We start from the raw sequence: 14,293 nt of genomic DNA on the forward strand, positions 1-14,293 counted from the left end.
AATTATGAATTATGAATTATGAATTATGAATTATGAATTATGAAGTGGGGTGTGGGGTTTTAGGGATTTTCAGATCGGGATTACCTCTCAATGAGACTCCCTTGACTAACTTCTATCCTCTCTTCAACGTGACAGAAAAGCTCCTAAAATTTTCATGGTGTTGCTCGTTTCATAATTCAACCCTTCTACTCCCTTAATATTTGTTTGTTCATAAAGTCTAGGAGAGCGTAAAGTGTTCTGACACTCTCCTGTTTTTAGGTTCCAAAGTTTAATCGTCTCGTCTTCACCTGCGCTGGCCAATGTGTTACCGTTGGGACTAAAACAGACTGACCTGACACTTTTAGTATGTTCACGCAGGAGTTGATGAAGTTCACCTGTTTCAACATCCCAAATTCGGATTGTTGCGTCATCCCCCCCACTTGCTAGTAACTTCCCATCGGGACTAAAAGCTACTGACCATACCCAAGACTTATGACCTTCAAAACTATTAATTAATCTACCATCTTTGACTTGCCAAACTTTGACCGTTTGATCATCACTGGAGCTGGCTAATCGCTGACCGTCAGGACTAAAGACAACAGACCAAATTCTTCCTTGATGACCTTTAAAAGTCCGCAAAGATTGAGTCATATTATCTTCAATAGACCAGAGTTTTATAGTTCGATCTTCGCTACCAGTTGCTATTAAGCTTCCGTCAGGACTAAAAGTTACTGATAATACCCAGGCCTGATGTTCCTCAAAAGTTTTAAGACAAAATCCTCTCGGAACCGACCAAAGCTTAACAGAATTATCTCCACTACCACTTACCAGCATTTGACTATTAGGACTAAAAGCGATCGACCATACGCGCTTTTGATGTTCTGGGGAAAAAGTGTATTTTTCATCTGTCCTAATATCCCAAAGTTTGATGGTGTTATCGTGACTGGTACTAGCAATCAGTTGACCATTCGGACTAACCGCGACTTGATGCAATAAAACCCAATAATCTTTTTCTTGTAAAATTTTAATTACTTTGCCACTTTCCCCTGACCATAATCTAATCGTTTGATCTCCGCTTCCACTTATCAATGTTTTTCCATCGGGACTAAAAGCTACTGAACAGATCCAGTCAGTATGACCATTAATCTGTTGAAGACATTTATGGTTTTTGATAGACCATAATCGGATCGAACGATCTATAGAACCACTCAAAATATATTGACTATCGGTGCTGAAAGTAATCGATGATAATCGATTGCCATATCCCCTAAAACATTGAAGACATTCTCTGGTTTTTACTGACCATAATCGCAGTGTAAAATCTTCACTCCCACTGGCTATATATTGACCGTCTGGACTAAAAGCAACTGACCAAATCCAGCTTTCGTGTCCTGTTAAAGTATCAATATTTTGATATTCTCCTTCTATAATAGACCATATTTTAATGGTTTTATCCCCACTTCCACTGGCTAGAAGTTGACCATCGGAACTAAAGGCAACTTGCCAAACCCAATCTTGGTGTCCTGTAAGAGTATGGAGACATTCTCCCGTGTCAACTGACCATATTTTGATGGTTTTATCAGCGCTGCCACTGGCTAAAAGTTGACCATTTGGACTAAAAGTAACACCACCCACTCGTTCTTGATGTCCTTCAAGGGTGTGGAGACATTCTCCTGTTTCAACTGACCATATTTTAATAGTTTTGTCCTCACTTCCTGTGGCTAAAAACTTACTATCAGCACTAAAAGTAACGGCTCTAATAGGAGCATAATGTTTTTGAGAAGGGTGGGGCAAAGAATGACAATTTATAGATATATCTGTTGTAATAGACCAAATTTTAACAATTCCGTCTTGTCCCCCACTTGCTAGTAACTGTCCCTCGGAATTTAAGGCTACTGACCACACCCAGCTTCCGTGAGCAGGAAAACTTTTGCTTAATTCTAATTTTCCATCTTGTTTGACTTTCCAGAGGTAAATCATCCCATGACTGTCACCAGTTGCTAAAAGCTCTTCTCTTGGAAAAGAGCGATTAAACTGACTGCAAGAAATTGATAAAATACTGCCACAAGTTTGAGGAAAAATACAGTCAAAAAACTGTGAATAGGAAAAATCTACTTGGTTGAGTCTAATGTTTGAAAAATCGACTTGTCGAATAGGGATATGGGAAAAATCGTAGCCGATTAAATGACCATTTTTCAGTATATTAAGTAAGTTAATAATATTGCCAGCAATGACCCCAATTTGTCCAGAAGGTTGATGTTTTAATGTCTTTAAACAATCAATTAGTTTGCTTTCCAGATTGTTTTCTTGAAAATCATGGATTAAGTTCTTGATTATTGGGTGTAAAATAACATTAATTTGAATCTTTCTTAGATAATCAGGAACAGTAGTTTTAGTCAAGGAATTACTTCTTAATAATTGGAATTTTTCAGTTTTGATTTCTTCGGTTGCTATGGTAATAATTTTTTGAGTGAAATATTCAATCAGTAGAGGATGTATGGTAAAGTAGTCATCTTTTTTATCTAACAGAATTTTGCTAGATAATGATCTGATCCCTTCTTGGATACTTTTACCATCAGGTTCAATGATAATATTATGTTCTAGTTCCGACAAAGAAACTGGATTTCGATTAATCGCTAACTCAAAAATAATCGCTTTTTCTAAATCAGATAGTTGCTGAAAGTAAGAATTTAAAATAGACTCGATTTTTTCTATCAGAAGATTACCTTTTAAAAGAAAATCCGAGAGATTATTATGATGAACTCGTTGAATATGATGAGCGATAGATTTGATGAATAAAGGATTGCCGTGACAGACTTGTTGAATTAAAAATTGCCATTCATCCTCTGAACCATGAAAGGTGTCAATATCTCTCAAAATTTGCCGTCCAGTTTGATAGTCAAGTCCTTGTAAATCTCGGAAATAAGTTGAAGTTTTATTTCCCACTAACGATTCAAGTTCTTGAGGAATTTTTCGACTGGTTATGATTAAACAGCTGTTGTGCTTTGACTGACCAATTGCTTGTAAAATTTCACTATATTCTCGATAGTTTTCATGCTCAATAAGTACCTAAGCAAAATTAATTACACATATCTAACCCCGCTCTTGCCTATTGCCTTTTGCCTCTTGCCTATCTTCACTAGGAAATTAATTTTGCACGACTACTTAATCGCATCAATATTATCTAAAAATAATAAATAACGATATTTGGCTAGTATCTTGATAAATTTTATCAGCTTTATTTTAAATTTATCTTCTGTCTTAAAACTAATATTCTGTGAAATAATATTACTGGTATTTTCAAGAAATTCTAGGGGTAAAGGGGGATTCAAAAAAGACCAATAGATAACACGGGTAAATTCCTCTTGAATTTGCTCAATCAGTTTACAGACAAGAGATGTTTTTCCGATTCCTGCTATTCCGAAAATTCCGATAATTTTACACGGGGGACTATTTTGAAAAAACTTTTGTTTTAATAATTCTAGTTCTTTTTCTCTACCATAAATCTGAGAAATATCAGGAATTAATCCGAAATTATCATAATTTATTTCTGTTTTAACTGATAAGTTTTCAAGACCGGGAGATTTACGCTTATCCCATTCTTCTTCAAATTTCCACAAATTTTCTTCTGTAAATGAACTCCAAAGGTTGAGGGTGAAGTGCCTTTGTCGTGATCCTTGAGGATTCGTGCGATGATCTGTAAGGATTCCCCAATCTTTTAAAACATCAAGAACATTTCTCATCTGAATTGTAGTGAGGGAAATAACTGATGTTTTTTTAGTATCAGCGTTGCAAAAATCTACCAAAACCTTTAATTCTGTTTTGACAATTAGTTTTGGGTGAGGTTTATCATATTTTAACCAGTTATAGATTATTTTATCTGACCAATCAGCAGCTTGATCTACTGATTCACCGTTTACATAAGCTTGATCTACTGATTCACCGTTTACATACGTTAATAATCTTCTTAACAAAAGAGAAAGTTGTTCTTTAACTGTATCACTTGTATTTAGTCTTGGCATAATCTATGAAGATAATTTTTCTCATTATAGCTCTATTTTCAATGTTGATTAATATTTTCTAAGGAATCTGGTAAGGATTTGAGGGTTAAAAATTTTTCTGGGATGAGGTGGTCGCCTACTTCTATAGGAATTTTAGTATATTGAGGGCGTGATAAAGAATCGGGTTCAATTAAAACATGGTACATCGTTAATCGGAAATCAGGGTCAAGATTAACTAGGGCAGAAATAGCTCCATCAGAATTTTGAGAAGCATATTTTTTATTTGTTATATCATCAGTTTGTGAAAAACAATCAAAACTACTAGGATGTCTATGCCAAAGTCCAAGAAGTTCTATAGGTTCCTGATAATATCTTCCTATTTTCTTAGATAAATGATTAATATACTCAGTATCATATTCAAAATAACCTGGTTGAAAAATAGGATGTATGCCCGGATCTAATGTTTCGAGAATGTACCATATATTAACTGTTTTTATTCCCAAGAAAATTCCACCTGTTTCTGTTTTAGAGCTTTCATAGGTTTCGGCGATAATTGCTAAAAAGGCTCTCTCTGAAAAAATAGTTTGGAGTTTTAAGTAGTTTAACATTTTTACTAAACTGATTCGTGTTGAGGATTAGAACTGAACATTCCTTCAAATTCTGGTTCTTGATAATATTTAACTTTTTGGCACAAAATGGGATTCTGCCCTTGTATAAAGATAATTTGATCGGTTTTATCCATTCTCATTACCTCATCTTGTGATAAAAGATCCTTTACTTGGGTAGTAATATTAATTCCTCGGTTAGTAGATCGGTTTCCATCCCATCCATGGGTTTCACCTGTACCTTGACTGATTCCAGTTACTTTAATTTCACGTTTACCTAGTTTTTCTGAAACATACTTAGCTGTATCTAGATCAGCTACTCCAAAATATTGTTGAACAGTGCTACTTGAAACAAATGGTTGCCATTCATCATTAGGATAAAGAGCCTTTATTTGAGACAAATCTTGGAGAATTATCCATAAAGTTACGCCATAACCTCTAACAATTGAAACAGCCTCTCTGAGGGAATCCATTCGTCCTAATTGTGCCATTTCATCTAATAAGAATAAAACACGATGTTTAGGTTTTCCTTTAACGGTTGTAATTGCTCTTATTGCCGTACTTATCCATAAACGTAGCAACCGAGAATAAGAGGATAATTTATCAGTCGGTAACACTAAATAAAGGGAAACATCACTTGTTCTTTTAATATCTCTAATGTCAAAATTACTTTTAGATAAAGACTTAACTACTTTGGGAGAATCAAGAAATCCAGTATTACTTTTAACAGTGGAAAGGACACTAGAAGCGGTGTTTTCTGCTAATTGTTTGAAACCAGATGCGGTTCTGGCAATTATTCCATGAGCATAAGGAGAGCTTTCCATCATGTTAAGGTGAAAAGCTAATTCATCAGGAGGAGAAGTGAGTAGTTTTCTTACCTCTCCCAAATGTCTCGATTCTTCAGGAGATTCACAAACAACATAGAGAATAAATCCCGTCAAAAGAGTAACTGCTTCATCATTAAAATATTTGTCATTACCTTGCTCACTTTTTGGTCTTAAAATCAAAGAATCTGCTAAAGTTCTAGCATCATCTATCAAGTCATCACTGTCAGGAGCTAAAAGGTCTAAAGGATTTAATTTAGCTTGGTTCTTTTTTTCAGGTATTTCATCAAAGGGATCTAAACAAAATACTTGTTGCCCCATGCGCCGACGGGCAAGGGCTGTTACTGCATAGTTTTCCCCTTTAGGATCTATAACAATAACTGAGCCTGGATAGATTAAAAGATTAGGAATAACCACACCAATTCCTTTTCCAGCACCAGGGGGAGCAACGGTGAGTAAATTTCCTTCACAGTCTTTTAAATTTTGATTAAAACTAATGAAATTTGATGGGGGTAAAGCTCTCTGATTTGAGAAAATATTTTTTAAGCCAGTTTGGGGCTGATTGTTTAGTTTTCCTAGTAAAAGTCCCTGAGATTCAAATAACTCCAATTCAGTCATTTTTTGTTTATTCATCCATTCAGCTGAAGCCAACTTTTCAGAAGAAGAAGGAGAAAATTGTAATGTTTTTCGCTTAAAAACTACGGCAATAATGACACCGATGATCACGGCTAATATCAAAGAACTTGCTGATAGTCCAGGGAATAAATAACTGGCAAGAATAGCGGCTAAAAATCCTCCTAGACAATGGTAGGGATAGCGACAAATAATCTTGTTATACAAGAAACCTAATAACAAGGATGTAATGCCCCACACCCATCTCATTGATTCAATAAATATTTCAACCATAAATTTAACCTCTTTAGAATTGATTGATTGTGAAATTAACGAGAATATCCGTTATCGGAGCGAGTGAGGGCTTCACGTTGTTTTGCTTCCTGAACTTTGCGTTCAGCCTCCATAGCACGTTTTGTTCTTTCTTGAGCAGCTACGGCTTCATCTCTTTCTCTTTTAATTCTTTCTGATGTACCATCGTTTGTTTTAGGATCAGCGGCAACAGAATGACTGGTTCTTTTCTGGGCAGCTTGAAAGTCTCTTGATTTTTGATTTTCTCGCTGTTCTCTTTGTTTGAGATGTGTTTTTAATTCGTCAGCGCCTGTTTTACAATCGCGGGCTTTTTTGCGTTCATCTTCAGCTTTTTGTTTTGCCTGTTCATACGCAGGTTTATTATTTTGTCTAGAGGCTTGCTTGGCTGTCTTATCATGATCGTCTGCGCGATCATTGTGTTCATGAACTTGCTTTTCAAGCTTGTTAATCTCTGCCTGTAATTGAGAATCATTCATAATTCCATCTCCTAATTAGATTTAGTTCTAGATAATTTAATTCTAAAATAAATTCCGATTCATCTTCTTTCTAATAATCCCGTAAATTTAAAGGATAGCCAGATTAATTGCTTGAGAAAAGGTGCGATAACAAAAACACCTAATATTTGTAGGTAAAAGTCTGGAATTTTCATAATTATTGGATTTCTGATCAGCCAAAGCACAACAATAAATAAGCCGACACCATAGGTTAAATAACAAACAATCGGATTGCGCTTTTTAAGATAAATAAATAATAGATTGCTCCCAACGATAATTAAAATAGTTAACAAAATCATAATATTACCGTTCATGTTCGATGACTCCTTATGAATAATTAAAAAATCAATTAGCTTGAGAAATCTAAAAAATTGCAAACATAAAATTTACCTTTCTCTATCAGAACGAGATGCTTCTCTTTCTGCTCTTTCTCTAGCTACTTTTTGGCGGGCTTCTTGTTCCCTTTGGTGGGCTTCTTTTTCCCTAGTTGCTTTGTCTTTAGGCGCTTGTTCTTTTTGTTCTTTTTCCTTTTGGAGTTTTGCTTTTTCCTCGTATTTCTTTGCGTCTTGCGTATGCTTTTCAGCCTGTTCTCGAAATTTTTTTTCAGCAGCTAATAACTTTTCATCAGATTCGTCTCCTCTATCATTAACACGATATAGACGTTGACAAGTATCAGCATGATGCAAGGCTTCTCTTGCTTTTTCTTTCTGTTGTTCAGCTTTTTTTGAGTAATATGCACTAGAAAAAAACATGATTGTTGCTCCTTAAATTTTATCAAACAAAGTGAGTTAAATGCTAAAATCAGGTAACTTACCTAGATTTCATTGATTCAATAACTTCTCTGATATATTCATCTTCTGAAGGGTTATTTTTTCCTGTATAATTATTAAAATAGTTATACAAAATAACTAAGGGAAAAGCCATTATAAATAGCACCCAACCAATACATCCAGATTGAGCGAAATCAGCTTTGCTTTTTTTCTCTTTTTCATCGTAACAAATATATCTTGGAGGACGACAGGAAAAGTAATATAATACAAAAATTCCAATAGCTCCAAAAAGAAAAAATTTCTCCCCAAAATTGCCAGAGTAGGATAAGCTTGCAAAAGCCCCAAGTATTGGACGACCATTAAATTTACGCTTTAAGTAGCTACTATATGTATTTTTTAATTGTAGAAGGGATTCTTGGACATCAGTTATTTCACTATTATTGTTGATAGCTAAACTTTTATCAATCATTTTCAGGGTTTTCTTAAGCTCTTCAAGCGTTTTAGCAGAACCATTAGCTTTAATCCAACCATCATAAGCAATCATTAAAGCTTCAGCCACTTGGGGATTATCTGGTTGACGTTTGTAGCAGTCTTCTAAAATATTTACACTGCCATCCCATCTTTTAATCTCAACTAGAAAACGTCCCAATGACAGAGCATAATAGATTTGAGTGGGGGCTAACTCAATAGATCTATTATATGCTATAATAGCATGGTCATTGCGTTTTGCTTTCTCAAAAACTTGACCTAAAGAGTGATGAAACTTTGCTTCGTTAGGTCTAAGGTCAATCGCTCTTTTATACTCATAAATAGCTGAATCTGTATCATTAGTTCGGAATCTTGCTTCTGCTAATAAAGCCCAAGTATTGGGATCATCTCCGTATCTTGCAGTGGCTTTCTTAGCAACTTCCAAAGCTGCATTTATTGCACCTATTGCAAACAGTCTGTAGCCTTCCTTAATTAATTCACTACTACTAGCAATATCGTTGCCTTGAGAATCTTGAGAGGGAGCTTGCTGTTGTCTTCTTTGATACTCTTCTAATTGTTGATTATACTTTTGCCTTTCAACAGGATCTAAAAGAACTTTTTTAGCTTTAGGAAGCTCTTCTGATTTCCGTGTAGCTTCTTGTTGAATATTCAGATCAGGGTTATTTTGCAGATTTCTCAATCGGCGAGTAATAGCTTTGTATTGTTGCTCAATCTCATCCTGTCCAGCTGTAGGACTGATTTCTAAAATTTCGTAATAATTGACAAATTCCTCGATCATTTTTTACCTCCAATGGTAATAAATAACATTTATTTTGTTTCTAAAATAGACCTCTTGCAAAAGTCTTAAGTCGATCCTTGTACAGCAACATTTTTGAAGATTATCAACTACTAATAAATAATTAACTGAAGGTCCCTCCCATTATTGTTTCTATCGTTTGTTTTCGGATTTATGCAAGAGGTCTAATTTTTAGCCAACGACAAGATCGGTAACTTTTTGGTTACTTTTCTTGATTTCTTCCTCATTCATATTGGATTCTCTCTTAATTTTTAACTCACCTAAAAACTTGCTAGGTTTTACAGAAGTGTCATAAACTTTGACATGAACAATTCCATTTTCATCATATTCAAAAGAATGTTCTAAAGGTGAACCTTTAGGACGAGGGGTTAAATCTAATAGTGTTTTGCCGATGATGGTGACATATTGAGGATCTATATCTTCGCCTTCTGATATTCTTACACTTAGTTGCTTTTGATTATCTTGAATGGTGTAGTAAGTATTTGAAGCTTTACAAGGTATCGGTGTATTTTTTGCAAGGACAATCGAGTTGATTTCCTTCTCAATTCCCATATTCCACATTTTAGAATCTAGACAAATAACACCTAAACTATGAGAATTAACATCTTTAATTTCAACTTTAATTAGTTCTGTTAGTGCAGTAGTAGCCATCATCTTACTGGAATCTTCTTCTAACTCAATCAGATCCATATTGCCTTGTTTAATTTGTAACAAAGCTCCTTGTAATGCTGCTCCTATTGCTACAGCTTCGTCAGGATGTACTTCGCGCGATGGTTTTTTACCTGTTACTTTTTCGACTAAATCAGCAACTGCTTTCATTTTGGTTGAACCTCCTACCAACAAAGTTTTATCAATGTTTTTCCATTGCAATTTAGCATCTTCTAAAACAGCTTCCATTAAATCAGCAGTTCTTTCCAGTAAATGTTCTGTAATTTCCTGAAGCTTTTCTAGGGTTAATTCAATTGAGACGTTTTTACCATTAGCAAATAAAAAGACTTTAGTTTTACTTTTTGTAGATAGAGTTTTCTTCGCTGTCTCAGCTTTATCTCTTAAATCTTGTAGTAAAGTGGCATCTTTTGCTAAATCAGAACCACCATGTTTTTGAAATTCTTGATTCAAAAATTTAATAATTTCATTGTCCCAGTCAAAACCTCCTAAGTTTTTATCGCCATCTGTGGCAAGTACATCAATAGAGTCTTTAGTAATTTTAATGATAGTGACATCAAATGTTCCTCCCCCCAAATCATAGACTAAAATCGTTTGGTCTTTTTCCCCTTTATCTAAGCCATAAGCAATCGCAGCCGCCGTAGGTTCATTAATAATCCGAAGAACATTAAGTCCAGCAATGCGACCGGCATCTTGCGTTGCTTTTCTTTGAGCATCATTAAAATAAGCAGGAACAGTAATAACGGCATCTCTGACTTCTTCTCCAAGAAATGTTGCTGCATCTTCTTTTAAGCGTTTGAGGATAATCGCAGAGATTTCTTCAGGTTTATAGGTTGCATCTTCATCAGTAATAAACTCCCAAGTAGGATTTCCCATTTGCCGTTTAACAAACTGTACAATATAGTTAGGGTTAGCAACGGCTGAACGTTTAGCAATACTACCTACAATAGGGGTTTCTTCGTCAAACATAACAACTGATGGTGTTGTTCTTTCTCCCTCTCGATTAGGGATAATTTCCACTTGACCATGTTTATTAAGATAGGCAACAGCACAATAAGTTGTTCCTAAGTCAATGCCAATAACTTTAGCCATGATAAATTCCTCCAAATAAATTAACTAAACTGAAAAAAAACTAAATTTCCATCGCTTCTAACTTTTGCTTACTTGCTTCAACAATATCATCAGCAAGGATGCCAGATTTTTGCATGATAGATTCACGAGAAACCTGACCACTCATCTGTTCACGAGTGACAACTTCAATAATGCCATCCGCCGTATATTTAAGGGTGACTTCAATCTTTAATTCTCCTGCTTTATGAGAAGGTAAATTTTTTAATCCCGCTTTGCCAATTCGATCGACATCGGGTGAACGCGGATCTTCATCTTCTCCCTGAAGTACATCAAATTCGACACGGGATTGATTATCTTCAGAGGTTCCATAAATCTTAGTTTTTTCACAAGGAATCTGCGTTAAACGAGGAATAATAATGCTATTAATATATTTACCCGTCTGTGCAGATTTAACTCGAATACCTAAACTATGAGAAGCGACTTCATTGATAACTAGATCAATAATTTCTCCCTTATCTGATTTCAGATCTGGCGTTTCTTCAGTGGATTTCTTGCCATTGGAATCTTTTGGTGTTTCCTTAGTGGCAACAACCGCTTGAATAGCGGCCCCTAAAGCCACACATTCATCAGGATTCGTGTCTTTTACAGGTTCTTTCCCTGTGACACGCTTGATCATTTTTTGAACAGCAGGAATCCTGCTAGAGCCGCCTACCAATATGATCTTATCAATATCTGACCAATCCATCTTGGCATCTTCAATGACCTTCTCCATGTAGGTTTCAGTCTTATTAATCAAGTCCTCGATTAAATCCTCAAAATCATCCCGATCTAGATCAAGCCTAGCAGTTTTTTCTCCATGAGATAGAACAATTTTAACTGAATTTTTTAAGCCAACATCTTTTTTGGTTATTTCTGCTTTTTGCCATAAATCTTGATTGGTATGGGGGTGTTCTCTTAAATCGATATTATGGACTTCTTTGAAGTCTTCAGCCAGATATTTAACTAACACTGCATCCACATCACTTCCTCCTAATTGAGGATCTCCATCAGTCGCTAAAACAGTGAATTCACGTCCCGCTACTTTCAAGATAGTGACATCAAACGTTCCTCCCCCAAAATCATAAATGAGAATCGTTTGGTCTTCTTCTTTATCTAAACCATAAGCTAATGCAGCAGCAGTGGGTTCATTAATAATGCGAATAACTTCTAATCCTGCAATCTCTGCTGCTTGTTTAGTCGCTTCTCTTTGAGCATCTTTAAAGTAAGCAGGAACACTAATAACTGCTCTTTTAATTTCCTTTCCGAGTCTTTCTTCTGCATCATTTTTAAGCTTTTTTAGGATAATAGCAGATAGGGTTTCTGGAAGGTAATCTTCTCCATCAACATTAAAGCGAAAAGAAGGATTTCCCATTTGCCGTTTGACAAAACGAACCGTTCTTTCAGGATTAGTAATGGCTTGATTAAAGGCAGTTTGTCCCACGACTGGTGTACCATCATCTTCTTCAAAAAAGATGACCGATGGAGTGGTTCTTTCGCCTTCTAAATTAGGAATAATCTCAGGCTTGCCATAGCTGTTGACATAAGCAATAGCCGAGAAAGTTGTTCCTAAATCAATTCCTACAATAATTTCTTCACTCATTTTAATTTCTGTCGTTTCTTGAGAGTAAATGTCAGATTTTAAGACATCAACAAGTTAATAATGAAAAATTTACGTTCTGTGATACTTAGAAACAATTACCTCCTCTGGCCGTAAAATTCGATTGCCATAATGAAAGCCACGACGAACAATAGAGAAAACCCTATTATTTTCCGACTCAACGTCAGTTTCTTGGGTTTGAATTGCTTTTTGACAAGAGGGGTTGAATGGCGTTCCAGAAACAGTTTGGATGACCTCTATCTGTTGACGTAAGAGAATTTCTAAAACTTCCTCACTTACTGATGTTAGAATATTTTTTATGGAATCAGATCGATTTTCTATCTTGTCATCAGTGATACTTTCTTTAATGTTTTCTACTCTGTCAAGTAGGAGGATTAAGTCGAGATAGAGAGATTTAACACTATCAAATGCTGAATTCTCTTTGAGTGCTTGAAGTTCAGTATAGAGCAGGTCAAAAGCCTTTTCTTTCTCTTTATCGTAGGTTAATCTTTGCTCAAAAATATCACCTAAAGAATCTAACCCTGATTGAAGGTGATCAAGCTTGTCGAGAATTTGATTACCTATCTCGGATGAATCCGTCAATTTTTGACTTTGCTGATTGTCAACGTCTGCTGGCGATAATTCTGTGTCTGTTTGAGTATTCATGGGCAAAAACTTATACAACACTGTTCCATTGAGGATAAACTTGGGACTTTCCCCGATGCAAATTTTTTTTGAAAAGCTGTAAGTCTTTGTGGGATAAGGCATTGCGTCGCTAAGACTCTAGTTCAACTTCGGGACACTTAAGGATATAGCCAATTTTCAGGATAATTTACCTTAAGTTCCCAAAATATAATATTTATCGGAAACCTATTCAGCTAGACTTCACACCGCAAACGCTTCCTTTTGTTTATGAAAAATCTGGTCAGCGTTGTGGTACTGATGCTTAATCATCCACTGCTCCAGTTCAATGAGATACCATTGACCGGCAAATGTTCCATATTTTAAGCAAACTTTTTCATTATCGTGTAGAGTGTGCTTAAATCCAAAACGTTCTTTATACAGTGCTTCAATTGTTTCGTCCCCTTTTGGATAAGTCGTGTAGGAAATTTCAGTGTGAGCAATATCATGTTTGTAAGTCAAGATAGCTCGAATCAATTGCTGATAAACAAGATAACTTGTTCCTTTTTTGCCAGTTCCCTTTTCATCATAGAGAGAGAGACTTTCTCCGATGCTTGTTACATTTTTGGGTAACATCAAATGCTTTCCTATGTGTTTTCCTTCACAAAATGTTGCCAGTTGACAAGGCAAATAGTAGCCATATTCAGCCAGAGAATAGGTATAACGTGCAACACCGATTACCTGAGAGGGATTCTGTTCAGGATAGGCTAGAAAAATAACCGATTGGTGAGTAAATAAATCGTCGATTTCTTTGCAATAATTTTGTGACTCAGGATAGCGATTCTTGAGAAATAAGAAATAGGATTCAATTTCTGCTGGTGTTTCCGCTTCCTTGACCAGATAACCTTTGACCTTTGGCACATCAAAACAAAGTAAGGCTCTTTTGCTAAGAATCCAGCAGTTGCCAATGTTATTTAACACAATAAATCCAGCACAAGAAAACAGAATCTTCACATATTGCTCAATATCAGGGGTTTGGGATATATCATAGACAAAGAGAAGACCGTTATCCTGTAACATTCTTCGGACAGTCCTTAAAGTGAATAGGGGATCTTTTTGGGTGTAATTTGTGGTCTTTAGCGTTGCAAATGTTTGTGCCGTTAAGTCCTTTTCCTCGTTTGGTTTTAAATTAAGCCAACAAGAAAGTTGCTCATAGTGACGCTCTGGTATTTGACCGCTAAATAAGTGATTGACATCAACTCCATCCGATGACAGTAGCCGCACCGATGTAGATGATAATGAGATAAACTGTTTACCATTGGTTTGGTTGATTATTTGAGAAATAGCCATTTTGCTACCCTTAAGAAGAGGACAACGAGCAATGAGGCTCTCTTCATTGGGAGTAAAGCGATAGAAA

The 14,293-nt window shown here is 35.7% G+C and carries 11 protein-coding genes and 2 pseudogenes; 1 reads left to right on the top strand and 12 read right to left on the bottom strand.

Translation table 11 applies throughout. From position 1 onward, the window contains the following. Positions 1-123: 123 nt before the first annotated feature. The gene (locus B5D77_RS12850) at positions 124-2,592 is read right to left on the bottom strand and encodes a WD40 repeat domain-containing protein (protein WP_106909998.1); all 2,469 of its coding nucleotides are present in this window, start codon (positions 2,590-2,592) and stop codon (positions 124-126) included. A 554-nt stretch (positions 2,593-3,146) separates the two neighbouring features. Continuing rightward, positions 3,147-4,001, bottom strand: a pseudogene (locus B5D77_RS12855) (WD40 repeat domain-containing protein); the annotation flags it as partial. Positions 4,002-4,149: 148 nt separating this feature from the next. On the opposite strand from B5D77_RS12855, the gene B5D77_RS28105 reads away from it, so the two are divergent. Continuing rightward, on the top strand, positions 4,150-4,215 hold the full coding sequence (locus B5D77_RS28105) for a tetracycline resistance efflux system leader peptide (protein WP_223212376.1): 66 nt from the start codon (positions 4,150-4,152) through the stop codon (positions 4,213-4,215). A 52-nt stretch (positions 4,216-4,267) separates the two neighbouring features. On the opposite strand, the pseudogene B5D77_RS28110 reads toward B5D77_RS28105, so the two are convergent. From B5D77_RS28110 to B5D77_RS12905, 10 genes and pseudogenes are all read right to left on the bottom strand, one after another. Then, positions 4,268-4,588: pseudogene (locus B5D77_RS28110) on the bottom strand (Mov34/MPN/PAD-1 family protein); the annotation flags it as partial. Positions 4,589-4,593: 5 nt separating this feature from the next. Next, entirely contained in the window at positions 4,594-6,315 is a 1,722-nt protein-coding gene (locus B5D77_RS12865) for a type IV secretory system conjugative DNA transfer family protein (RefSeq protein ID WP_024970138.1), read from the bottom strand. Between the two features lie 35 nt (positions 6,316-6,350). Continuing rightward, complete coding sequence (locus B5D77_RS12870) at positions 6,351-6,809, bottom strand: hypothetical protein (RefSeq protein WP_106908954.1); 459 nt, start codon at positions 6,807-6,809, stop codon at positions 6,351-6,353. A 59-nt stretch (positions 6,810-6,868) separates the two neighbouring features. Next, a complete protein-coding gene (locus B5D77_RS12875; RefSeq protein ID WP_154663904.1) occupies positions 6,869-7,141 on the bottom strand; it encodes a hypothetical protein in 273 nt (90 codons plus the stop codon). A gap of 72 nt (positions 7,142-7,213) precedes the next feature. Continuing rightward, positions 7,214-7,579, bottom strand: coding sequence for a hypothetical protein (locus B5D77_RS12880; RefSeq protein WP_106908956.1), 366 nt, complete (start codon positions 7,577-7,579; stop codon positions 7,214-7,216). A gap of 58 nt (positions 7,580-7,637) precedes the next feature. After that, complete coding sequence (locus tag B5D77_RS12885) at positions 7,638-8,864, bottom strand: DnaJ domain-containing protein (RefSeq protein ID WP_106908957.1); 1,227 nt, start codon at positions 8,862-8,864, stop codon at positions 7,638-7,640. Positions 8,865-9,053: 189 nt separating this feature from the next. Further along, positions 9,054-10,640 carry an Hsp70 family protein gene (locus B5D77_RS12890; protein WP_106908958.1) on the bottom strand — a complete coding sequence of 529 codons (1,587 nt, stop codon included), beginning with the start codon at positions 10,638-10,640 and terminating at the stop codon, positions 9,054-9,056. 40 nt (positions 10,641-10,680) lie between these two features. Further along, positions 10,681-12,258: an Hsp70 family protein gene (locus tag B5D77_RS12895; RefSeq protein ID WP_106908959.1), complete on the bottom strand. Its 1,578-nt coding sequence runs from the start codon at positions 12,256-12,258 to the stop codon at positions 10,681-10,683. A gap of 69 nt (positions 12,259-12,327) precedes the next feature. Beyond that, positions 12,328-12,921 (bottom strand): nucleotide exchange factor GrpE, encoded by a 594-nt coding sequence (locus B5D77_RS12900; protein ID WP_159036964.1) that lies wholly within the window; start codon positions 12,919-12,921, stop codon positions 12,328-12,330. A gap of 219 nt (positions 12,922-13,140) precedes the next feature. Then, positions 13,141-14,226, bottom strand: a complete 1,086-nt coding sequence (locus B5D77_RS12905; protein ID WP_106908961.1) for a hypothetical protein — start codon at positions 14,224-14,226, stop codon at positions 13,141-13,143. Positions 14,227-14,293: the final 67 nt, after the last annotated feature.

Source organism: Microcystis sp. MC19 (genome assembly GCF_003019735.1).
Taxonomy (GTDB): domain Bacteria; phylum Cyanobacteriota; class Cyanobacteriia; order Cyanobacteriales; family Microcystaceae; genus Microcystis.

What these genes read in the sequence shown, in the direction of transcription:
- B5D77_RS12905 (WP_106908961.1), bottom strand. Translation starts at nt 14,226, where the DNA reads ATGGCTATTTCTCAAATAATCAACCAAACCAATGGTAAACAGTTTATC.
- B5D77_RS12895 (WP_106908959.1), bottom strand. Translation starts at nt 12,258, where the DNA reads ATGAGTGAAGAAATTATTGTAGGAATTGATTTAGGAACAACTTTCTCG.
- B5D77_RS12890 (WP_106908958.1), bottom strand. Translation starts at nt 10,640, where the DNA reads ATGGCTAAAGTTATTGGCATTGACTTAGGAACAACTTATTGTGCTGTT.
- B5D77_RS12875 (WP_154663904.1), bottom strand. Translation starts at nt 7,141, where the DNA reads ATGAACGGTAATATTATGATTTTGTTAACTATTTTAATTATCGTTGGG.
- B5D77_RS12885 (WP_106908957.1), bottom strand. Translation starts at nt 8,864, where the DNA reads ATGATCGAGGAATTTGTCAATTATTACGAAATTTTAGAAATCAGTCCT.
- B5D77_RS12870 (WP_106908954.1), bottom strand. Translation starts at nt 6,809, where the DNA reads ATGAATGATTCTCAATTACAGGCAGAGATTAACAAGCTTGAAAAGCAA.
- B5D77_RS12880 (WP_106908956.1), bottom strand. Translation starts at nt 7,579, where the DNA reads ATGTTTTTTTCTAGTGCATATTACTCAAAAAAAGCTGAACAACAGAAA.
- B5D77_RS12865 (WP_024970138.1), bottom strand. Translation starts at nt 6,315, where the DNA reads ATGGTTGAAATATTTATTGAATCAATGAGATGGGTGTGGGGCATTACA.
- B5D77_RS12900 (WP_159036964.1), bottom strand. Translation starts at nt 12,921, where the DNA reads ATGAATACTCAAACAGACACAGAATTATCGCCAGCAGACGTTGACAAT.